We start from the raw sequence: 20,567 nt of genomic DNA, 5'->3' as shown, positions 1-20,567 counted from the left end.
ATAGCCGATTTAGCTGGAGCGGACGGGGTGGGGCCATGAAAGGCAGAGATGAAACGAGTAGGCTAGAAGGTATACGGCGCAGCGAAGCGTCCCAGTGCGGTGTTGCGCCTAAAAATAATTGATAAGAACTCGAAGGTGAGAAGATGTCCCCAATAAGCAAGGAAGACCGCAATCTCGCGCTCGAATTGGTGAGAGCTACAGAAGCGGCAGCCATTGCGTCCGGCCCCCTGGTAGGTGCCGGTGATAAGAACATGGCAGATGGCGCGGCCGTTGATGCCATGCGTGCCCGTTTGAAAACCGTTCAATTCAACGGAACCGTTGTCATTGGCGAGGGCGAAAAAGATGAGGCCCCCATGCTCTTTAACGGCGAGCAGGTGGGTGACGGTAGCGGAACCCGCTTTGATGTTGCGGTCGATCCGATTGACGGTACCCGCCTTACCGCTCTGGGCATGGATAACGCTCTTTCGGTCATCGCGGTAGCCGAAAGCGGAACCATGTTTGATCCCTCCGCTGTGTTCTACATGGAGAAACTGGTCACCGGCCCTGAGGCCGCCGATCTGGTTGATTTGCGCCTGCCCGTCAAGCAGAACCTGCACCTTGTTGCTAAGGCTAAGGGCACCAGCGTTAGCCAGCTGACCGTATGTGTGCTGGACCGTCCCCGCCATGCCAAGCTGGTTGAAGATATTCGCGCCACCGGTGCGCGTACCCGCATGATCCTGGACGGTGACGTTGCTGGTGCTATTGCAGCTTGCCGTGAGGGCACCGGCGTGGACCTGATGATGGGTATTGGTGGTACCCCCGAAGGTATTGTTTCGGCCTGCGCTATTAAGGCAACCGGTGGCATCATTCAGGGCCGTCTGGCTCCTACCGATGAAGCGGAGCGCCAGAAGGCACTGGACGCCGGACACGACCTCGATGCGGTTCTCACTACCGATGACCTGGTTACCACCGATAACTGCTTCTTTGCCGCAACCGGTATTACCGACGGCAAACTACTCCGCGGTGTACGCTACGGCCGCGACACCGTAACCACCCAGTCGCTGGTTATGCGCGCCAAATCAGGTACTGTACGCCTGATTGAAGCTGAACATAAGCTCTCCCGCTACTCAGAGGTTCTCTCTAGCCTGATGCAGAGCTAAATAGCCACTGAGATAAAAGATAAAGCGCTGGCCCACCGATAGGAGTATCGGTGGGCCAGCGCTTTATGTCTTAGCTTAGGTATTTACTTACCCAGCTTGGTACCAAGAGCCGCTAAGGTGCCCTTGGCCTTGGGAAGGACTCTCTCGGTAGCAAGGCTCTTGCCTTTGCCCGCAAGCTCACGGGCTGAACGGATGCCCTTGTAGGCCCTGTATCCGTTAGTAGAGACGGGCAAATCCCAGGTGCCGGGGAAAGACACTGAGGTGCCCCCAAAAGATTTCTTAAATTTGGTAAAACCAGCCCATTCGTGGTCGGGATCATCGGTGGGGGCAATACCAAAGAGATCCATGTAGCTGAGGCCGGACTCTTTAGCATCGAAAATAATGTGTGACAGGAGCGGGTTGCCTACTGTGAGCCTGCGGTGCTCAAAGGAGGTCGCTGCGTGCGCATAGGTGCGAGTGTCATCTGAGTCGTAGCAGAGTGAAGCCCCGATCGGCTCTCCGTCAGCCTTAGCGATGAACAGGTTGGCCGCCCCCGCGGGCATCAGCACCTCAGCGACCGTCCTGAGGTAGTCGTCCTGCTGGCGGTTGAAGCCCAGGCGGTTAGCGGTCTGGTCCAAGTAGCCTAGCAGAATATCGACGTCTGCTGGGTTCTGAGACTTCTCGAAAGAAACACCCTTCTTGTGGATATTTCGGTGCAGGTTGCGGTTGGTTGCTGACATCCCCTTGAGAATGTCCTCTTCTGACTGAGTCAGATCAATGACCTGGGTGTGGGCCGGCTGAATCTGGCGAGGAGAGAGCTTGAAACCCTTGGCCGCAAGGAACGCTTGGCCACTAGGCTCACCCCAGATAGCGCTGTTAGTGGGTTCAACCCGAATAAACCAGCAGTTAGCGTCAGATGCTAGGCGCTTCATATCGGCAATAGCGGCATCGAAAGCTACTTCATTGTCAGCTTCGGGGCCGTAGGGGGCATAAAGATAGCGGCCGGTTGAACCGCCTTCCAGGGTGGCCATATATCGCCAGCCCTCACCCTGACCACGGAAAACTTGGTGGCCGTTTGCTTCTTGGAACTTAGCCCAGATATCTGACTGCAGGATATTACTCATGCTCACCAGCTTACCGCCTTTAGCCACCGGCTTTCTGCTCCTAAGGTACTGAGCAGGTCCCGTTCTCGCTCAGCTCAGCGACAGGCTGGGCGCGGTAGGCCACGGTTTCAATGACAGGGACACCGTTTGCCTCTGCGGCGGCGGAGACCGCTGTGGGCTGGATACCCTGGGCTGAGTCCGCAATTACCTGCTGGATGGCGGCCTGGAGCTGGTCAAAATCGGGGTAGGTGGGGAACAAGGCGTCAAAGTAGGGAGGGCCAGCCGCAAACTGAATGAGGCCGTAATTCTTGGACTTAAGAGCCACATCGCCTAGGGCCGCCAGGCCGTTTTGGGGCAGGTTGGTCTCGATGACCTGCTCACCGGCAGCGGTGATATCGGCAAACTTGGTCAGAACGTTGGCAGGATCAAGCTGTTTGAGCATAGCGGCCTGCACACAGCGCTGGCGGGCCTGCCTGTCGTAGTCACTGGCACCCTCACGGGAACGGGCATACCAGAGCGCATGGAAACCATCAAGGTGTTGAACACCCGGCTCAATATAGCCGTCAATGGGGTTGGGCAGGCCGGTAATCTCATTGGTGCCGCCGCCAATGGGTACACGACCACCCACATCAATAGTGATACCGCCCAAGGCGTCAATGAGCTGTTCGAAGCCTGACATATCAATGAGTAGATAGTTCTCTACGGTAATTCCCAGAACCCCAGAAACAGCGTCCATGGTGGCCTCGGCCCCGGGATCGTCAGCACCGGGATAAAGGTCAGCATAGTTAGCTGTGACAGTGGGGTAGAGGGCATTGAGGATGCACTCATCACCGCAGTTAAAACCCTCGGGGTAGACCTGCCAGAGCGGTGAGTTTTCCTCAAAGATAGCGTTCTGGAGGTTACGCGGAACCGAGATAGTGATGGCCTGGCCGGTTTTGGCATCAATAGATGCAACGGTCATGGAGTCGGGGCGGCGGCCCACACGGTCGGCCCCGGCATCACCACCCATGAGAAGAATGTTGTAGCGACCGTCCTGTTCTTTAAGCTGGGTCCCACCGGCAAAGATATTGCCCAGGACCCCGCGTCCTAGCCAAGTGACGTAAGCGCCGTAGGTTAGGCCACCACCGGTCACCAGAATTGAGGTTATGACTGCCAGCGTTACCAGAGTCTTGGAGCGGCCTTCGAGTAGGCCTGGGCGGATAGCTAATAGGGTATCGACCAGAAGGAGCACCCAGCCTGCGGCCAGCAGAATCAGCAGGCCGGTGACCAGCATGAGCGACCAGGCGCTTGTCAAGAGTGAAAGAACCAGGGTGCGGCGTACCGCCCACAGCACAACCAGCAGTATAACCAGCGCCCACATGGACAGAGTGACGATGAGTGCTCTGCGCCCCAGCACCCTACGCCCGGTCAGGAGCTGGGCTGAACCGGGCAGAACCAGAGTAAGTAGAAGTAAGACCCAGGCGCGGCGTGATCGTACCCCCGCCGAGGCCTTTTCTGGGTGGCGCAGAGGATCCGTGTAGAGAGGCTCAGCAAGGTGTTGACCACGCCCCCGGGTGCCACTAATAGGCTCGGGTGCCAAGGGCTGGTTACTCTGGCGGGACATAGGGTGCCTCCCTGAAAATGATGGTTCACAAGAAGCCGGTGTGGCTGAGTAGAAAACTACTCAACCACACTAGCGAAAGAAACTGGGTGCTAACGGGGCGCGCGGTGAGAAAAGAGTTTTTATTCTGCTCACCTCTGTCGCTCTTTAGGGGGCGTAGGGTGTTTTAGGTCCCTCATCGGTAGGCTTGGTAGCGGCCTTGGGAGCCTGCTGTGAGAGCGCAGGCCGGGGAGCGGATTCATCGAGCTCGTCTTTGTACTCCTGGACCTTAGCGCGCAGGGCTGAACCCTTGTCCTGGGCGCTTTGGCGGAGCGAAGCGGCAAAATCGACCAAATCTGAGCGGACCTGGCGGGCAAAACCGTCATCGCCTGAACCCAGGATTCGAAGGGCAAGCAGGCCAGCGTTGCGGGCACCGTCGATAGAGACGGTTGCCACGGGAACCCCTGCGGGCATCTGAACGATTGAGAGCAGTGAGTCCATGCCGTCGAGGCTCTTGAGTTTGATCGGCACACCAATCACAGGCAAGGGAGTCACCGAAGCCAGCATACCGGGCAGGTGCGCGGCACCGCCGGCACCGGCAATAATCACGCGCAGGCCCCGTTCCTGGGCCTTACGGCCGTAGGCAATCATGTCTTGGGGCATACGGTGGGCGGAGACAACATCGACCTCGTAGGGGATGCCGAACTCTTCCAGAGCCTGAACGGCGGCTTCCATGACCGGCCAGTCAGAATCGGAGCCCATCACAATACCGACGATGGGGTTGCTTGAATCGTAAGGGGAAGCCATGAGCGCTCCTTGGGGTTGGTGGCCTAAAGCCGGGTTACTAAAGATTGAGCATCAGACCGAGCCCTTAGGCTAGGCCGTTGGTGAGTAGGGAGGCGGCCTGGGCTGCCTGCTGCCTCAGGTCGCTGAGTTCAGCGCGCGACCCGGTCAGGTTAATATGCCCAATCTTGCGACCGGGCTTAACCGCCTTGCCGTAGTAGTGCACTTTAGCGGCCGGGTAGGCTTTCATGAGGGCGGGATAGACTCCAAAAATATCGTCGTTGGTTCCACCCAAGAAATTCTTCATGAGCGCCACCTCGCCCTTGATCGCGGTACTACCGAGGGGATAGTTGGCTACCGCGCGGAGGTGCTGCTCAAACTGGCTGGTGACTGAGCCGTCCTGGGTCCAGTGGCCAGAGTTGTGGGGGCGCATGGCGAACTCGTTGATCAGGAAGCCGTGATCACTGCCGGGTACTTCAAAGAGCTCAACGGCCATAACGCCAGTAACACCAAGCTCGGTTGCTACCGTAACAGCGGCATCCTGGGCCTTCTGGGCTACCCGGTCACTGATGCCCGGTGCGGGGGCCATGACCTCATCGCATACGGAATTGACCTGGATAGATTCGGCTACAGCCCAGGGTTCAACCTGGCCGGCATCGTTGCGGGCTACCAGGGCAGAGAGCTCCCGACTGAAAGGGACCTTTTCTTCTGCAAGCAAGGCAGAGAAATCAGTGCGCTGGGGGAGTTGCTCAAACCAGGAGGCAGATTCTTGGGCCGCCTGCTGAGCAGAATCAAGAACCATGACCCCCTTGCCGTCGTAACCGCCACGAGGAGTCTTCAGCACAAGCGGCCACCCGATGCTGTTACCAAAAGCCAGGAGCTCATCGAGGGTTCTTACCTCGGCCCAGCGCGGGTTGGGTAGCCCCAGCCGGTCAACCGCCTTACGCATCTGAATCTTGTCCTGGGCATAGACCAGGGCGGAGGGACGCGGTTGGACGTTGATTCCCTCAGAGATTAACCGTTCCAGCAAAGCCGTGGGAACGTGCTCATGGTCAAAAGTGAGAACATCAACCTCGCGGGCAAAAGCCGCCAGAGTTTCGTAGTCGCGGTAATCACCAATCGGTGCCTGCGCGACCACCGCACGGGCACATACTCCCGAATCTTCTGCCAGAACAGTCAGGTCAAAGCCAAGTTCCGTGGCAGCAGGGGCCATCATGCGGGCCAGCTGGCCACCACCAACAACACCAATTTTGGGTCCAGTCATAGGGTAGGTCACATCCACTAGGCTACCCGTGCGCAGGGGGCTTGTAAAAGTATTCCCCACATGATGAAGCGCTTGCCTGGTATGGATGCCTGGTATGGAGATTATTCCCAGCTAATCCACCGACACATGTAAGCAAAAAACACTCTTGAGAGCTAAGCGCCTGCTCGACAGGCTGTACTATGTGAACAGATGAGTGTCTTGCTCCCCGCCGCCAGGTACGCTATTACCTACCGTTAAAAAAACAACCGGGAAGCACTGCCAAGTAAGGGAGAAAATTGAGTTCCTTGACCCAACGTGTGCAGGTACTGTGGAAAGAACACGGTACCGAGATCCTCCAATTTTTAACCGTAGGGGGCCTTGCATTCGTTCTGAATTCCGCGGTTACTTGGTTCTTGATGCATTCAATCCTTGCAGATGGACATGCCAAGGCTAAAGTAGTCGCTGGTGTAGTAGCTACGGTCTTCTCCTGGATCGTCAACCGTATGTGGACCTTTAGGCAGAAGCGAACCGGCAACAAGACCCGTGAGGCTATCGAATTTGGCATCGTCAACGCTATTGGGATTGGTGTTGAAACATCTTGTGTGCTCTTTAGCCTCTATATTCTGCATCTCACCAGCCCGATGGCATCCTTTATCTCAGGTACCATCATCGGTACAATCCTGGGTACTATCGTTCGCTACTTCCTCTACAAGTTCTGGGTTTTCTCCCAGAGCAAGAGCCACACCCAAGACAAGACGGCTGAAGAGGAACGCGCGGAGCTCATTGAAGAGGCAACCAAGATAATAACTGGTTCTCTGCCTGTTATTGAGCCGGATAAAGCTGGGCCCGTTCGTCGCCCAAAACTCGACTGATTCGTTCTTGGTCCCACTCGATGTGGGGGTCCAGAATAAGCACTGCGTACCCTGCGCTCAGCGCTACAAGTGCCTGGGTAAGAGAGCCCGTAGTCAAATCCCGGCTCTGTAGGCAGAGGGCAGCAGTCTCCTGCCCCAGCTGGTTGTCGAGGTTCAGCACTCGCTCTTCAAGTGCCAGCATAAGCTCCCTGTAACTGGTGCCCTCCCAGGCTTTCTCCTGCGGGTCGGGCTCAGGGAAGCCCATGTAGACATCGGGGTGCAAGCGTACCTCGGCTGCGTAGTCAAGAGCCCCTACCGGTAGCTCCCCGTTAAAGCGCGGTGCCAAGGGCTCACTGGCAAGAACCAGCCTATGCTCCGCATCTGCTTTGGCGCACTCCGCCGGATCAAAAGCCGCAAAAACCTGTGCTGACCGCTCCCCATCAAAGGTAATTTCTGCCCCCACGCGAAGAGCTGCAAGAGCCAGAATCAGGGACCGCCAGTGCAAGCGCTTAGGCAGGGCAAGAAGCTGATTGGCCTCCAGGTCGCACTCGTCTACCAGTAAGTTAGCGGTTTTAGCCACCCAATTGTTAAGAACCCTGCCTGAAAGCTCAATACGTTCACCCTGTACTGAATACCAGAGCAGAGCTGGAGTCTGCCGTTGCGACAGGGTATCTATGAAACGGGGGAAAGTGGGCCTAGCGCCCATATCTGCTGAGGTCATGCCCCTAACTTTATGCCACTTTGCGCTGAATCTTCTAGACGACCGCATCTTGCATATACCACAGAGAAACGCAAATTATTGAACAAAAATCTCGTGTAACGTGAGAAATTTTTATCTCAGCTTGACGAATAGGGCATGACACGCGTGTAATTAGGTGCAGGGAATTTTTTATGCACCGTTATAGACCGCCTGTGCGCCAGCAGGCCATAGACGGTTTATCGTACTCAGATTGTGTGCATATCAACCGGTAATCCAGGTTCACAAGACCGGTTACCATACATTCAGTCCTCTACCGGGATATGAAAGGGAAGACCATGGGCCTACATAGCCGCCTCACATACGGTGTCGCCGGGCAAAAGCCTGATCTGGCCCATCACCACAACATGCACTCCACCCAATACCTTGAAGACCAGGCCACCGCACTGATTAACAGCTCAGTCCCTACCGGGCGAGGTAAGTCAGGTAGGTCCTCTGCCGCGCATTCAGCCGATATTTTCTCCAGCGATGCCGATGCCCTATCGCTCTGGCAACAGGCCGCGGGCATCTACAGCACTGATGGCGATGAAGGGGAGCTGTCCTGGCAGGCAGATGCCCTGTGCGCCCAAACCGACCCCGAAGCCTTCTTCCCCGAAAAGGGCGGGTCGACCCGCGATGCTAAGCGGGTGTGTAGTGAGTGCCCCGTGCGTGAGGCATGCCTTGAATACGCCATGGACAACGATGAACGTTTCGGAATCTGGGGTGGCCTATCCGAGCGTGAACGTCGCCGTCTCCGCAAGCAAGCTATCTAAGAAAGAAAGGCTTGATTCATGGCATCAACTCGCCAGTGCTCACGCCAGACCTGCCAACGTGAGGCTATTTTCACCCTGACTTATGCCTACGCCCAATCCACCGCTGTGATTGGGCCGCTGTCGGTGCACCGTGAGCCCCACGCCTACGACCTGTGTGAGTTCCACGCTGACCGTCTGACCGCGCCCCAGGGCTGGAGCGTCGTCCGCCTAGATGAAAGTGAAGCCTGGCAGGAAGCTAGTGAACCCCTTGGGCAGTCCTTTCCTCCTCTGCGCAGTATCTAAGCGGCAGGTACTTTAAATCTTGCGCCCCGACTTTTATCTTTTGGGGCCTGGGTAGGCTTTTACCTTTTGGTGCTCCCAGCAGATTGCCAGCATTAGGGGTGGCCTGATAGAGACCTAGAAGCCTTTGATTTCAGATATGCTTTCAGGTGCACAACCTGAACAATCGCACACATATTCACCTAAGGAAGATGACCTACGTGGTAAATCCACCCTCCTCAGCTCTATCAGATCTCTTTACCCGTCGATCCTTTGTTGCCGTTGGCGCCCTGGGTACTCTAGCTCTGGCAGCTTGCTCATCACAGACTAAGCCGGTAGCAGAGGGCTCCGCATCTCCTGGAACAGCCAGCTCACCGGCTAGCACTAGCGCCGCGCCCAAGGAATTTACCGGCACCGTTGAGGTTTACCCCGCACTTGATGAGATAGAAATCAACCCCATAGAGAAGGTCAAGGTTACCTCTGCTGACTCCACCCTGACCGAGGTCACCGTCACCACCGCCGAAGGCCAAAAACTAGCTGGTGCGCTCTCTGAGGACGGTAGCAGCTGGACCTCCACCGAGAATATGCTCTTCCACAGCACCTACACCGTCAGCTGGACTGCCCAAGACGCTCAGGGAGCAAGAGGCCAAGGCGAAAGTACTTTCTCCACCGTGTCACCGGCCTACGAAGCCGATGCTCACATGAACATTGCTGACGGTGCCAGCTACGGCATCGGCCAGATTATCCAGTTCAACTTCTCAGAACCTGTCATCAATAAGGCAGAGGTAGAGAAGCGGATTACCGTTACCGGCGGCGGCGACCGAGCCGGTAAGTTCCGCTGGTACAGCGACTACATGGTGCGCTACCGCCCCGCAGATAAATGGGCCACCAACTCCACAGTGACCGTCACTATCGATATCTTCGGCCTTGACCTGGGCAAGGGCATGATCGGTAACCACACCACCACCCGCAGCTTCAAGACCTGGAACAAGCGCTACGCTCTGGCCGATAACAACACCAAAACCATCAAAATGTACGTTGACGACGTGCTGGTGCGCGAAGCTTACATCACCCTGGGCAACCCGGAGTGGCCCTCTGTTGTTGGCCAGCTCCCCATCATGGAGAAGGCTGAGAGCTACTACTTCAACCCCGGTTCCCTAGAACTCAAGAAGGGCGATGCCCACTACTATGAGCCTTTCTGGGCCTCCTGGACTTCCCGCCTGACCTCCGGTGGCGTGTTCGTTCATCAGGCTTTGCCCGGGGCCTGGTCATCGGTAGGTGCCTATAACGTCTCTCACGGTTGTATTGGGATGCTCCCCGAAGATGTCAAGTTCTTCTACGACACCTTCGGTGTCGGTGACATTGTAGAGACTATCAATACCGGCTACCTCCAGGCTGACCCCGATGACGGCTACGGCGACTGGAACATTCCTTTCGAAAATTACGATGACGAAGCATGGGTGGGTAACTGGTAAAAACCGGTTCTCTGCCCGCTCCTGAAAAACTCCCGCCTGTTTCAATCAGGCGGGAGTTTTTGTTCCCACAGCGTAAGATACTAGAGCAGAGATACTAACCCCGTGTGAGGAACCATGGCAATAGAACCTAACCACAACACCCCTGAAGGCGCAGAGACAACCCGCGAATGGGAAAAATTACTCCCCGCCGTTAAAAAGAGCGCCGGTACACCAGCTACTGTTACCCGGTCTTCGGCCCCCTCAGCGGCAGGGAAGGAAGCCGAGCAGGTCACTGACCCAGCGCCGTGGACTGCGCCTCTGGAACCGGTTGTTACAGAGCCCGCTGCTGTATCTGCTGCTCCGGTTGCCCGTGCTTCTCAGGCTAGGGACGCTGCAGAGCCGGTGGTAGGCACCGAATCTCCCCAGTTCCGGGCCCGGAAAACTCAGAAGAAAGCTACAGAAAAACCGCGTTTTCTGGTGCTCCGCCGACTGATCATCACCCTGTCCGTCCCTCTTATTACCCTGATGCTGGCTGTACGCTTTGTAGCCAGCTCTGCCTTTCTGTGGGCTGAATACCACCGCCCCGGGTTCCCCGCTGACACCTACGGCTTTGACACTGCTGAGCGCATGCGCCTGGGCTCTTACGGGCTGGACTATATCCTCAACCTGGCACCGGAATCATACCTGGCCGATATCCAGACCGGGGGAGTTGCCGCCTTCCTGCCGACCGAGGTTGAGCACATGACTGACGTCAAACGGGTCATTCTCTGCTCCCTGACCTTGGCCGCTCTGATGCTGGTGGCCGCCCTACTTTCAGCCCGCACTCTGCCCACCAAAGCACCCGGTCTGGTGCGCTCGAGCCTCTTTACCGGCAGCTTGCTGACCCTGCTACTCGCTACCGCTCTGGGCGTCTCTGGAATCCTGGGCTGGGAATCCTTCTTCACTACTTTCCACCAGGTCTTCTTCCCCCAGGGAAACTGGCAGTTCCGTATGTCTGACACCCTGATTCGTCTCTACCCGCCTCAGTTCTGGCTAGATGCCGCTCTGACCGCCGGCATTATTGTTCTGCTGGTAACGCTTGTGCTTCTGGTCAGTACCTGGCCCACCGCCCGCCGCAGGCAAGAGGCTCTCAAACGTCGTGCTGCCAACCAGAAAGCCTAGAGACCAGGCCCCTCCTAAATCCAACCGTCAAACCACATGCGCTCGCGCCACTCGGTATAGGGCACGGTCTGCGCCGTCCAAATAGGCCAGTAGTAGGTAGAGACCAGGAGAACAAAGACCACGAAGACCCCAACCAAAGCCAAGCCCAGCTTGCGTCGGCGGACGGTATCGCCAGAACGTCCTAAGGCCAGACCCAGAACACCTGCCAGCATAAGAATAAGGTAGGGCTCAAAAGAGAGCGCATAGAAGTAGAACATGGTGCGCGTAGGGTAAGCAAACCAGGGGAAGTAGCCCACCGCAAAAACCGCAAAGAGAGCACCGAACCGCCAGTCGCGGCGAATCAGAAAAATAACCAGGGAGAACACGCCAACCACAAGGAAGCTCCACCAGATAGCCGGGTTGCCAATGTTCAAGATAGCCTGCGAGCAGGAATCTACAGTACAACCGTCAGTACCCATCTTGGGGGACTCGTAGTAGTAGCTGGTAGGCCGCCCCAGAATGAGCCACTGCCAGGCCGGTGAAGCATAGGTATGCGGGGAATCCAGCCCCGAGTGGAAGGCATAGGCTGAGCGGTGGTATTCCCACAGCGAGCGCAGGGACTGCGGTAGCCACAGAACACCCTCACCAGGGTGCTCCTGCGCCCAGTGACGGTCGTAGGCATCCTGTGAGGCAAACCAGCCGCTCCAGATAGCCAGGTAGGTGACCAGACCTACCCCAATAAGCGAGAAGAAGGCCCGAATACCGTCGCGCAGGAAACCGGCCAGGTACCAGCGCCTGATACCGGCTATACGGCGGGCGTTGGCATCCCAGAAGACGGTCATCAGACCGAAGATAGCGATAAAAAAGAGGGCGTTCCACTTAACACCGACTGCTAGGCCCGCGCAGATACCGGCAATTAATCTCCAGGAGCGCAAGCCCAGTGTGGGGCCGTAGACCATGAGGCTATCCGGCGGGGTGCCCCCGTTAGCGGTGGCGGCTTCTGCCAGCCGTGAGGCTAGCCTGCGCCTGCCCTGGTAGCGGTCCAGAAGCAGGGCAACAAAGGTGGCTAGGAGCCAGAACATCAAGAAAATATCGAGCAGAGCAAACCGAGACTGCACCAGGTGAAGTCCGTCCACCGAAATCAGTAAACCGGCCAGCGAAGCCACCGTTACCGAACGGAAGAGCAGCCAACCCGCCAGCATGACCAACCCCACCGACAGGGTACCGGTAAGAGCCGCAGCAAAACGCCAACCCAGGGGATTATCGTCCCCAAAGACCGCCATGCCCAGTGCAATCATCCACTTGCCAACCGGCGGGTGAACCACATACTCCGGGGTCTCCAAAATACCGCTGGGGGCACCGGCTACAAAGCTGTCGTTAGCACCCTCAACCCAGTTGCGCTCATACCCAAAATGCAAGAGGGAATAGCCGTCTTTAGCGTAGTAGGTTTCATCGAACACAATAGCGTTCGGGTTTGAAAGGTTTACAAAACGCATCAGCCCCGCCAGGATCAGTACCAGCAGGGGAGCTAGCCACCCTCGGCGCGGGAAAGTAAGGGCTGTAACAGCCAGGCGGGCCCGCAAAGCGGACTCGCTAAAGGCTTCGGGCAGGGAAAGGACGGCGTTGGTTGGGTTTGCTTTCACCTAAGCAATGGTAATTGATTGGCCCGCCACATGGTTCGAGCCAACCTGAGATAGTAGGGTTAAAAGCTATGGAATCTTCCCCACAGCCTACAGCCCAGACCGAGACAAGCAGCGGTGCCCTCATACTGGGCGCTACCCCTATCGGCAATCTGGGCGATGCTAGCCACCGCCTGCGCCAAGCCCTGGCAACTGCAGATATCCTTGCCGTTGAAGACAGCCGCACCCTGCGTAAACTGGCCTCCGGGCTGGGCGTTACCACACAGGGGCGTGTGCTGGTCAACCACGACCACAACGAAACCGAACGGGCTAGACAGATTGTGCAGGCTGTGGCCGATGGGCAGACAGTCCTCCTCATGTCCGATGCCGGTATGCCTGCAGTTTCTGACCCCGGCTATGTAGCCGCTGCCGCTGTAGCCCAAGCAGGCCTGACCGTCACCGCTCTCCCCGGGCCCTCAGCTATGGTGACTGCCCTGGCCCTATCTGGCCTGCCGTCTGGGCGCTTTACCTTTGAGGGCTTCCTGGCGCGTAAAGGTTCTGACCGCTCCCGCAGGCTGGCCTCATTGGTAGCAGAAGAGCGCACCATGGTCTTCTACGAGTCGCCCCACAGGCTGGCTGCGACCCTCAAAGACTTTGCTAAGAACTTTGGGGAGCAACGCCGGGCGGCGGTCTGCCGGGAACTGACCAAACTTCACGAAGAGATAGCCCGAGGAACCCTGGCAGAGCTGATTGAGTGGAGCGAATCCAAGCAGATGCGCGGTGAAATCGTGATTGTGCTTGAAGGCGCGGGCGCTCCTGAGGCTGCGCAGGCTGAAGACCTGACCGACCTTGTCCTTGAAATGACCGAGGGTGGTATCCGCCTGAAAGCGGCCTGCGCCCAGGTGGCCGAAGCGCACGGGGTCTCCAAACGCGACCTCTACCAGGCAGTTCTCGATCTTAAAAACCAGGAAAGCTAAAAACCATGTGCACCAGTGACTATAGCCTGAGCCCCGAAGAACTCACCCAGTTAGCTGAGCGTTTTGCCACCCTCTTGCCCGATAGGCAGGAGCAGGGAGCTAGCATCTTTGAGAGCCCGCCCAGAATCGATGAGGGCGAAATACCCCCGGCCTACCGGGCAGAACACTACCGGGTGGAGGGCGAAGCCAGCGGCGAGGGCACCCGCCGCCGCGGTACCACCGGGGAAGACGGCCGCCGTCGTAACCTAACCTTTCCGCCCGCCCCCGCGCCCCTACCCTACGCAATCGTGGATAATCACACTCACATGGACCTGCTCGATGGAGAGGTAGCCATTACCGCCCGTGATGCTCTGGACACCGGTGAGGCTCTGGGCATTGGTGCTATCGTGCAGGTGGGTTGCGATGTTTCCAGCTCTCTCTATGCCGTGAGCATGGCCCAGGCTGACCCCCGCGTTCTAGCCGCTGTAGCCCTGCACCCCAACGAAGCACCCAAACTGGCCGAGGCCGGGCAGCTCGAATCCGCCCTGGCCGTCATCAACACCCTGGCCGCTGACCCCCGCGTCCGTGCCCTGGGCGAAACCGGGTTGGACTACTTCCGCACCGGTAAAGATGGCCGTCAGGCCCAGGAGGAATCCTTCCGTGCCCATATCCGTATGGCTAAAAAACACGGTAAGGCACTCCAGATTCATGACCGCGATGCCCACGACGATGTTGTGCGGGTTCTGCTGGATGAGGGCGCACCCGAGACGGTGATTTTCCACTGCTACTCCGGTGGGCCAGAACTGGCGCGAATCTGCAATGAGCGGGGCTGGTATATGAGCTTTGCTGGGACCGTAACCTTTAAGAACTCACGGGATATCCAGGAGTCGCTGAGCATGGCTCGCCGTGAGCTGATTCTGGCAGAAACCGATGCGCCTTTCCTGACCCCGCACCCCTTCCGGGGCCGCCCCAATGCCAGCTACATGACCAACTACACGGTGCGGTATATGGCCGCGCACCTAGACCGCGATCTCGAAGAGTTGTGCCGCGATATTAGGGCTAACTCACTGGCCGCTTACGGTAGCTGGGGTATCGAGGGCTTCTAGGGTTTTGCGCCCTTCAAGGACTGGGACTAGCAGATACAGCAAAGCCCAGAAAACTGGTAGAGAGTGAATGAGAGCCAATGAATTAGGCCATTCATTCCCTCCCCAGTTATAGCCCCCAAACCATACGGCGAAAGGCATGGAGAAAAGTAAGGTGCCGGTGGCCGCCAGGTAGAGGTAGCTACTCTGCCTGCGGGCCAGCCCGTAGAGGGTAGCAAAGATGATGAAGATAACGAACCAGACCCAGTGGTGGGTCCAGGAGATGGGGGAGAGTAGCAGCCCCAGCGCCGCAACCGCGCTGGCGGCCCCCAGGTACTGGCCCCGCCGGGCTAGGGAACGTGCTGCGAGGTAGGAAAGCACCAGAGCGGATACAGCAGAGATGACAAAGAGAACTGCTGCAATACCTGTGGGGAAGAGCATGGCCCAGGTGCCCAGTAGGTTGTAGTTGAGCGCTCCGGTGATGCTCCCTACCCGCCCGGATTCGAAGATCTTTTCAGTAAAGTATTCGCGGGCGATCTCAAAATCAACCGCGAAGCTGAGCACGATGCTGGCCAGGCCAGTGCCTACAAAACGGGCGAGTGATTTCCAGTCGCGGGTTGCCAGAAAGAGCAGACCAAAGACAGCCGGGGTGAGCTTGATGCAGGCGGTGATGGCAATCAGGATTCCGTGCCAGCGGGTGTTCTTCAGGTAGATAACGTCGGTCAGAATGAGTAGGACCAAGAAGAGGTTAATCTGCCCCAGCTCCATGTTAAAGCTGATGGGGAAGAACTTGAGCAGCAGAGGAGTGAGCCACAAACCTGCCGCCAGAGCTGGGCGCTTGCTGACTCCCATACCCCGGCAACTCAGGTAGACCAGGGTAACCAGAGCCACCACGTTGCAGATGAGGAAGATCGGCCCGGCTGTTTGGGCATTGGTCAGCAGAACAAAGGGCGTAAAGACCAGGGCGGCAAAGGGCGGGTAGGTGAAGCCGTAGACCTCCTCGGGCGGTAAGGCCCAGTCATAGAGCCTGCCGGTTTCCAGCCAGTGAGCTACCCCGCCGTAGTAGACCTGAAGGTCAAAGAAGTGCCGGGCCTGTATTTTCTCGTCCCAGAGGAAGGGATAGATACTGAGCACTGTGAGAGCCAGGGCTGTGGCTAAGGCCCATCTGCTGGTGAGCGCCCGCGCAAGGCTTACGCCGATGCTCGGTAGGGTTGGCTCAGCGGGACGATTGGGCATAGCGACCTCTGGGTGTGGGAAAGCAAGTACGGTCAATGATTTTACCGGCTTACCGGGCTAAAGGCTCCGAGCCAGTGAGCGGTGTGGCTTACCCGGGGTAAGTGGTTTCCCTGTGGAGTCTACCTGTGGGGTCTCTCTAGGTTGCGATACCGCTAGACTGGAGGGGTGACTGAACAGCAACTACTTGGCCCCCACCAAATCCGCGACCTGGCCGACCGCTTAGGCATCCGCCCCACCAAGACCCTGGGGCAGAACTTTGTGATTGACCCCAACACCATTCGTCGTATTATTGCGGCGGCCAATATCGGCCCCGACGAGACGGTGGTGGAGATTGGCCCCGGCCTGGGTTCCTTAACCCTGGGCATACTGGATGCCGCCAAGGATATGGTCGCTGTAGAGATAGACCCGCCCCTGGCCCAAGAGCTCCCAACAACTATTGCCGCTATGCGCCCCGGCTCCGAGAGCCGGATCGATGTAGTACTTTCCGATGCTATGAGAGTGACCGAGCTACCCCGCAGGCCCAGCGCCCTGGTGGCTAACCTGCCCTACAACGTCGCTGTGCCTGTTCTGCTTCACATGTTTGCGACTTTCCCCTCTATTGAACATGCTTTGGTCATGGTTCAGGATGAGGTAGCTGACCGCCTATCGGCTCAGCCCGGCTCTAAAATTTACGGTGTACCGAGTGTGAAAGCCAACTGGTTTGCTGAGGTCTCTAAGGCCGGTGTTATTGGTACCAATGTTTTCTGGCCTGCCCCCAAGATCAAGTCCGGGTTGGTATCCTTCAAACGCCGCAAAGAGTTACTGTCTGACCTGCCGCGTGAGGAAGTTTTCGCTATTGTCGATGCCGCTTTTGCTCAGCGTCGTAAGACCCTGCGGGCCGCGCTTGCGATCTGGGCGGGTTCTGCTGCTCGTGCCGGTGCTGTGCTTGAGGCCGCGGGGATTGACCCGCAAGAGCGCGGTGAAAAGCTGGATATCCACGACTACATCAAGATTGCCCAAGCGGCGCGGCAGGTACCCGCAGAGGGTTTCTCGGTCTCTACCGGTGGTGAGCAATGACCGTGCTGAGCTGTTCTGCAACTGCCCCCGGCAAGGTTAATCTGTATTTTGCAGTAGGACCTCTGCGCGCTGATGGCTACCACGAGGTAGCTTCTCTATACGCAGCGGTAGATGTTCTAGAGCGGGTAACCGTTCGTTCCGCTAAGGCCCCGGGTATTGCCCAGTCTTTGAGCGTTACTCCCGGCTCACCCGTGGCAGAGCAGGTGGCTGCTGGTACTTTTGACCCGGCCCTGGTCCCGCTGGATGCCAGTAACCTAGCCTACCGGGGCGCTTTGGCCGTGCTCCAAGAGCAGGGACTCAGGCTGCAAGATATCTCGGTGGAAGTCCACATTGAGAAGGCGGTGCCGGTGGCCGGTGGCATGGGAGGCGGCTCAGCTGATGCGGCGGCCGCCATGAAAGCTATGAACGCCTATCTGGTGCAGGCAGGCCTGGTGCAGGATTCTGTTCCCCGGGAGCGTTTGCTGGAGCTAGCGGCCTCTCTGGGGGCGGATGTGCCCTTTGCCCTGCTTGGCGGTTTAGCCGTGGGTTTGGGCCTGGGGGAGAAGCTCACCCCTCTTGAAGTGCCGGAAGCTACAGAGCAGCTTTGCTTTGGCTTCTGCCCAGCTTCGGCGGGCTTATCGACACCTGCAGTTTTCCGTGAACTGGACGCGGGCAGGGAAGCCGGGCGCTACCCGGCACCGGACCCTGTTCTGGAGGTACCTGCTACCCTGATTGACGCCTTGATCTCACAAGCTCCCTTGGCTGAGCGTCTTCCCATCATTTCGAGCTTGCTCCGCAATGACCTTGCCGCACCCGCTAGCAGTCTTCTGCCCGAACTCCAATCGACCCTGGAGCGGCTAGCCCACCAACCGGGTGTAGCTGCCAGCTTTGTGTCCGGCTCCGGGCCAACCGTTGTAAGCATCCGTGGAAGAACGAGAGCCGCAGGCTAAGAAGCGCTTGAAGTCTTAGATCCTATAAATCTGCTTCATGCTTACGTTGTAGGCGTATCTTTGAGATTACAAGGGTGATCCAAGAAGCGATAAGGAGCGGCTGGAGCACTAGGTTAATGTTTTGCGGTGTCAGGGCAATATTAAAGAAAGCTGCTGTGTTTTCTGGGGTGTCTACAAAAGAGAATGCGTTTTTAAGTCCGTCAAAAATAAACTGATAGACAGCAAGATAAATGGTTAGCCACTGGATGAAGTATTCAGATATTTCAATCTCTTTCATGTCAGGGCTATGCCGAGGAAATCTTTCAAAAAATTTTGCCCTAACCCAAAAGTGGACAATAGCTGTTATAAGAATAAGTATTGCGATCCCTAGCAAAAAGTTTCCGCCATCAAACTTATAGCTACTGAAACCCACGTTCAGCATGTCGTCTTCAAGCGGTACTGGGGCAGCCGGGTCCTGTGTACACCAGGTGTAGAGCGCAAGACCAGCCAAAAGAATTATAATCTGCCCGCTGAGAATCAAAGCTGAGGTCACTAAAATAATCAGCATATGGGCCAGAACCGTGATAAATGAATAATCATCATTGGAATCCCGAAATTTTTTGGGATTCGAGAGCCTGCCCACCAGGTAGAGCAAGGATAGTAATACTATTAACTGAATTACGAACGTCATGAAGTCATCAACCTAAACCAAAATTACTAGTAGCGGAAACCAGGGGGATAAGACCTCAAGAGATTAAGGGACGCAGTTTTCAAGAAAATGCCCTGGAGGAAAGTCCATCAACCTTTAGGGGCCCTCCAATTGGCTCCTGACCAGTACTAATTCCCCTCAACCCTATCCGCAAGTTCTAGCCAGCGCATTTCTAGTTCTTCGACCTCGTTCTGGATTGCCTCTTGCTGGGCGCTCAGCTCCGCCAGACCGGTGTAGTCAGACTGGTCGTGAACCGTCATTTTCTCATCCAGCTTCTGCCTCTGCTCGGCCAGTTTGTTGAGCTTACGGTCAATCTGGTTGATTTCCTTCTGGGCGGCCCTCAGCTCTGCGCCGCCCACCTTAGAAGCGCTTTCTGCAGACCCCTGCTTACCTAGGGGCGACGAATCAAGGGCAGTCTGGGCAGGGTGAGCCGCCGCCTGTGCCGACATGAGCAGATACTGGTCAATCCCACCGGGCAGGTGTGTGAACCTGCCGTCAAAGAGGGCGTACTGCTGGTCGGTGACTCGCTCCATTAGGTAGCGGTCGTGCGAGACTACCAGCAAGGTGCCGGGCCAGGTATCAAGAAGATCCTCCATAGCTGCCAGCATGTCCGTGTCCAGGTCGTTGGAGGGCTCATCAAGAATGAGTACGTTGGGTTCATCCAACAAAATGAGCAGCAGCTGCAGGCGGCGCTTCTGCCCACCCGAAAGATCCTTCACCGGGGTTGAAAGCTGAGCAGAGGTAAAGCCGAGCCGTTCAAGAAGCTGGCCGGGAGTCATCTCCTTACCACCGGTCACATAGGTGCTGCGCTTGCGCCCAATGATATCGGAAACCCGCTCGTGAGCCACTTCTGTGAGCTCATCGAGTTGCTGGGTCAGGGTAGCCACCTTGACCGTCTTACCGTGCTTGACCCGGCCACGGGTCGGTTGCACAGTACGGGTGATCAGGCCCAGCAAAGTCGACTTACCGGCCCCATTGACGCCCATAATGCCGGTGCGCTCACCTGGGGCTATTCTCCAGGTGACCTTTTTGAGGACATTCTTGGTGCGGGTTGGGTCTTGGGTATCGGGGTAGCTAACATCCACATCCTCAATATCGACCACGTCCTTGCCCAGGCGTGCTACCGCCATCTGGGAGAGCTCCACAGTGTTGCGGACCGGGGGGACATCAGCAATGAGAGCATTGGCCGCATCGATACGGAACTTGGGCTTGGAGGTGCGGGCCGGGGCGCCGCGACGTAACCAGGCTAGTTCCTTACGCATCAGGTTCTGGCGTTTAGCTTCGGCAGTTGCGGCCTGACGGTCGCGTTCAACGCGCTGAAGGATGTAGGCGGCGTAGCCACCTTCGAAAGGTTCTACCAGGCCGTCGTGAACTTCCCAGGTGCCGGTGCAGATTTCATCCAGGAACCAGCGGTCGTGGGTGACTGTCAGCAGCCCCCCGGCATTCTTAGGCCAGCGGTTTTTGAGGTGCTGGGCTAGCCAGGTAATGGCTTCAACATCGAGGTGGTTGGTGGGCTCATCGAGCATGAGTACATCCCAGTCACCGGCTAGCAGCGCTGCAAGGGCTACACGTCGGCGTTGACCGCCTGAGAGTGACTCAACTGGCCCATTCCAGTTCAGGTCAGAGACCAGGCCGGCGATGACGTCGCGTACCTTGGGGTCAGATGCCCACTCGTATTCGGGGGTATCGCCCACAATTGCCTGGCCCACGGTCAGGGTGTTGTCCAGGACATCAGCCTGGTCAAGGTAGCCAATTCGTGTGCCCGAGCGCACTGTGACCTTGCCGGAATCTGGGGCCAAGCGCCCGCCCAGTAGGGAAAGCAGAGTGGATTTACCGTCACCGTTGCGGCCCACGATGCCGATGCGGTCACCCTCGTTGAGGCCTACGGTGATGCCCTCAAAGATAGTGCGGGTAGGAAATTCGATATGCAGCTCTTCGCCGCCTAATAGATGGGCCATATTTT

At 57.3% G+C, this 20,567-nt stretch carries 19 protein-coding genes; 10 read left to right on the top strand and 9 right to left on the bottom strand.

Translation table 11 applies throughout. The annotated features are described in order from the left end of the window. Positions 1–143 precede the first annotated feature (143 nt). Positions 144–1,139 (top strand): class II fructose-bisphosphatase, encoded by a 996-nt coding sequence (glpX, locus tag ACN08Y_RS07830; protein ID WP_419112316.1) that lies wholly within the window; start codon positions 144–146, stop codon positions 1,137–1,139. Between the two features lie 83 nt (positions 1,140–1,222). On the opposite strand, the gene ACN08Y_RS07825 is transcribed toward glpX, so the two are convergent. The 4 genes from ACN08Y_RS07825 to ACN08Y_RS07810 all read right to left on the bottom strand — a co-directional run bounded on the left by ACN08Y_RS07825 (position 1,223) and on the right by ACN08Y_RS07810 (position 5,847). Further along, positions 1,223–2,242, bottom strand: a complete 1,020-nt coding sequence (locus tag ACN08Y_RS07825; protein ID WP_419104419.1) for a lipid II:glycine glycyltransferase FemX — start codon at positions 2,240–2,242, stop codon at positions 1,223–1,225. Positions 2,243–2,282: 40 nt separating this feature from the next. Then, positions 2,283–3,824: an LCP family protein gene (locus ACN08Y_RS07820; RefSeq protein WP_419104420.1), complete on the bottom strand. Its 1,542-nt coding sequence runs from the start codon at positions 3,822–3,824 to the stop codon at positions 2,283–2,285. A 144-nt stretch (positions 3,825–3,968) separates the two neighbouring features. Next, complete coding sequence (gene purE, locus ACN08Y_RS07815; protein ID WP_419112315.1) at positions 3,969–4,607, bottom strand: 5-(carboxyamino)imidazole ribonucleotide mutase; 639 nt, start codon at positions 4,605–4,607, stop codon at positions 3,969–3,971. 64 nt (positions 4,608–4,671) lie between these two features. Further along, the gene (locus ACN08Y_RS07810) at positions 4,672–5,847 is read right to left on the bottom strand and encodes a 5-(carboxyamino)imidazole ribonucleotide synthase (protein ID WP_419112314.1); all 1,176 of its coding nucleotides are present in this window, start codon (positions 5,845–5,847) and stop codon (positions 4,672–4,674) included. A 275-nt stretch (positions 5,848–6,122) separates the two neighbouring features. Here ACN08Y_RS07810 and ACN08Y_RS07805 point away from each other — a divergent pair, with 275 nt between their 5' ends. Beyond that, on the top strand, positions 6,123–6,698 hold the full coding sequence (locus ACN08Y_RS07805; RefSeq protein WP_419112313.1) for a GtrA family protein: 576 nt from the start codon (positions 6,123–6,125) through the stop codon (positions 6,696–6,698). Here ACN08Y_RS07805 and ACN08Y_RS07800 read toward each other — a convergent pair. Beyond that, the gene (locus tag ACN08Y_RS07800; RefSeq protein ID WP_419112312.1) at positions 6,649–7,398 is read right to left on the bottom strand and encodes a TIGR03089 family protein; all 750 of its coding nucleotides are present in this window, start codon (positions 7,396–7,398) and stop codon (positions 6,649–6,651) included. The two genes, ACN08Y_RS07805 and ACN08Y_RS07800, sit on opposite strands and share 50 nt — an antisense overlap. A gap of 314 nt (positions 7,399–7,712) precedes the next feature. Here ACN08Y_RS07800 and ACN08Y_RS07795 point away from each other — a divergent pair, with 314 nt between their 5' ends. The 4 genes from ACN08Y_RS07795 (at position 7,713) to ACN08Y_RS07780 (ending at position 11,059) form a co-directional block, all read left to right on the top strand. After that, the gene (locus ACN08Y_RS07795) at positions 7,713–8,186 is read left to right on the top strand and encodes a WhiB family transcriptional regulator (protein WP_419112311.1); all 474 of its coding nucleotides are present in this window, start codon (positions 7,713–7,715) and stop codon (positions 8,184–8,186) included. Positions 8,187–8,204: 18 nt separating this feature from the next. Continuing rightward, positions 8,205–8,468: a DUF3499 domain-containing protein gene (locus ACN08Y_RS07790; protein ID WP_419099887.1), complete on the top strand. Its 264-nt coding sequence runs from the start codon at positions 8,205–8,207 to the stop codon at positions 8,466–8,468. Positions 8,469–8,665: 197 nt separating this feature from the next. Next, positions 8,666–9,919 (top strand): Ig-like domain-containing protein, encoded by a 1,254-nt coding sequence (locus ACN08Y_RS07785; RefSeq protein ID WP_419112310.1) that lies wholly within the window; start codon positions 8,666–8,668, stop codon positions 9,917–9,919. Positions 9,920–10,033: 114 nt separating this feature from the next. After that, positions 10,034–11,059, top strand: a complete 1,026-nt coding sequence (locus tag ACN08Y_RS07780; protein WP_419112309.1) for a TIGR01906 family membrane protein — start codon at positions 10,034–10,036, stop codon at positions 11,057–11,059. 14 nt (positions 11,060–11,073) lie between these two features. Here ACN08Y_RS07780 and ACN08Y_RS07775 read toward each other — a convergent pair whose 3' ends face one another. Further along, on the bottom strand, positions 11,074–12,681 hold the full coding sequence (locus tag ACN08Y_RS07775; RefSeq protein ID WP_419112308.1) for a dolichyl-phosphate-mannose--protein mannosyltransferase: 1,608 nt from the start codon (positions 12,679–12,681) through the stop codon (positions 11,074–11,076). Between the two features lie 68 nt (positions 12,682–12,749). On the opposite strand from ACN08Y_RS07775, the gene rsmI reads away from it, so the two are divergent. After that, the gene (gene rsmI / locus ACN08Y_RS07770) at positions 12,750–13,634 is read left to right on the top strand and encodes a 16S rRNA (cytidine(1402)-2'-O)-methyltransferase (protein WP_419112307.1); all 885 of its coding nucleotides are present in this window, start codon (positions 12,750–12,752) and stop codon (positions 13,632–13,634) included. Positions 13,635–13,639: 5 nt separating this feature from the next. Next, positions 13,640–14,719, top strand: coding sequence for a TatD family hydrolase (locus ACN08Y_RS07765; RefSeq protein ID WP_419112306.1), 1,080 nt, complete (start codon positions 13,640–13,642; stop codon positions 14,717–14,719). Here ACN08Y_RS07765 and ACN08Y_RS07760 read toward each other — a convergent pair. Continuing rightward, the gene (locus ACN08Y_RS07760) at positions 14,678–15,931 is read right to left on the bottom strand and encodes a glycosyltransferase 87 family protein (protein ID WP_419112305.1); all 1,254 of its coding nucleotides are present in this window, start codon (positions 15,929–15,931) and stop codon (positions 14,678–14,680) included. The two genes, ACN08Y_RS07765 and ACN08Y_RS07760, sit on opposite strands and share 42 nt — an antisense overlap. 165 nt (positions 15,932–16,096) lie before the next feature. On the opposite strand from ACN08Y_RS07760, the gene rsmA reads away from it, so the two are divergent. Both rsmA and ACN08Y_RS07750 read left to right on the top strand, forming a co-directional pair. Then, positions 16,097–16,987, top strand: a complete 891-nt coding sequence (gene rsmA, locus ACN08Y_RS07755; protein WP_419112304.1) for a 16S rRNA (adenine(1518)-N(6)/adenine(1519)-N(6))-dimethyltransferase RsmA — start codon at positions 16,097–16,099, stop codon at positions 16,985–16,987. A 2-nt stretch (positions 16,988–16,989) separates the two neighbouring features. Next, complete coding sequence (locus tag ACN08Y_RS07750) at positions 16,990–17,916, top strand: 4-diphosphocytidyl-2C-methyl-D-erythritol kinase (RefSeq protein ID WP_419112303.1); 927 nt, start codon at positions 16,990–16,992, stop codon at positions 17,914–17,916. A gap of 22 nt (positions 17,917–17,938) precedes the next feature. On the opposite strand, the gene ACN08Y_RS07745 is transcribed toward ACN08Y_RS07750, so the two are convergent. Next, the gene (locus ACN08Y_RS07745) at positions 17,939–18,586 is read right to left on the bottom strand and encodes an SA1002 family membrane protein (protein WP_419104437.1); all 648 of its coding nucleotides are present in this window, start codon (positions 18,584–18,586) and stop codon (positions 17,939–17,941) included. 146 nt (positions 18,587–18,732) lie between these two features. Then, positions 18,733–20,562 carry an ABC-F family ATP-binding cassette domain-containing protein gene (locus ACN08Y_RS07740; RefSeq protein WP_419112302.1) on the bottom strand — a complete coding sequence of 610 codons (1,830 nt, stop codon included), beginning with the start codon at positions 20,560–20,562 and terminating at the stop codon, positions 18,733–18,735. Positions 20,563–20,567 lie beyond the last annotated feature (5 nt).

Source organism: Rothia sp. P5764 (assembly GCF_048512965.1).
Lineage (GTDB): Bacteria > Actinomycetota > Actinomycetes > Actinomycetales > Micrococcaceae > Rothia.
This window is presented reverse-complemented; position numbering and strand designations above follow the sequence as displayed.

What these genes read in the sequence shown, in the direction of transcription:
- glpX (WP_419112316.1), top strand. Translation starts at nt 144, where the DNA reads ATGTCCCCAATAAGCAAGGAAGACCGCAATCTCGCGCTCGAATTGGTG.
- ACN08Y_RS07825 (WP_419104419.1), bottom strand. Translation starts at nt 2,242, where the DNA reads ATGAGTAATATCCTGCAGTCAGATATCTGGGCTAAGTTCCAAGAAGCA.
- ACN08Y_RS07790 (WP_419099887.1), top strand. Translation starts at nt 8,205, where the DNA reads ATGGCATCAACTCGCCAGTGCTCACGCCAGACCTGCCAACGTGAGGCT.
- purE (WP_419112315.1), bottom strand. Translation starts at nt 4,607, where the DNA reads ATGGCTTCCCCTTACGATTCAAGCAACCCCATCGTCGGTATTGTGATG.
- ACN08Y_RS07745 (WP_419104437.1), bottom strand. Translation starts at nt 18,586, where the DNA reads ATGACGTTCGTAATTCAGTTAATAGTATTACTATCCTTGCTCTACCTG.
- ACN08Y_RS07740 (WP_419112302.1), bottom strand. Translation starts at nt 20,562, where the DNA reads ATGGCCCATCTATTAGGCGGCGAAGAGCTGCATATCGAATTTCCTACC.
- ACN08Y_RS07810 (WP_419112314.1), bottom strand. Translation starts at nt 5,847, where the DNA reads ATGACTGGACCCAAAATTGGTGTTGTTGGTGGTGGCCAGCTGGCCCGC.
- rsmI (WP_419112307.1), top strand. Translation starts at nt 12,750, where the DNA reads ATGGAATCTTCCCCACAGCCTACAGCCCAGACCGAGACAAGCAGCGGT.
- ACN08Y_RS07780 (WP_419112309.1), top strand. Translation starts at nt 10,034, where the DNA reads ATGGCAATAGAACCTAACCACAACACCCCTGAAGGCGCAGAGACAACC.
- ACN08Y_RS07795 (WP_419112311.1), top strand. Translation starts at nt 7,713, where the DNA reads ATGGGCCTACATAGCCGCCTCACATACGGTGTCGCCGGGCAAAAGCCT.
- ACN08Y_RS07820 (WP_419104420.1), bottom strand. Translation starts at nt 3,824, where the DNA reads ATGTCCCGCCAGAGTAACCAGCCCTTGGCACCCGAGCCTATTAGTGGC.
- ACN08Y_RS07765 (WP_419112306.1), top strand. Translation starts at nt 13,640, where the DNA reads ATGTGCACCAGTGACTATAGCCTGAGCCCCGAAGAACTCACCCAGTTA.
- ACN08Y_RS07800 (WP_419112312.1), bottom strand. Translation starts at nt 7,398, where the DNA reads ATGACCTCAGCAGATATGGGCGCTAGGCCCACTTTCCCCCGTTTCATA.
- ACN08Y_RS07760 (WP_419112305.1), bottom strand. Translation starts at nt 15,931, where the DNA reads ATGCCCAATCGTCCCGCTGAGCCAACCCTACCGAGCATCGGCGTAAGC.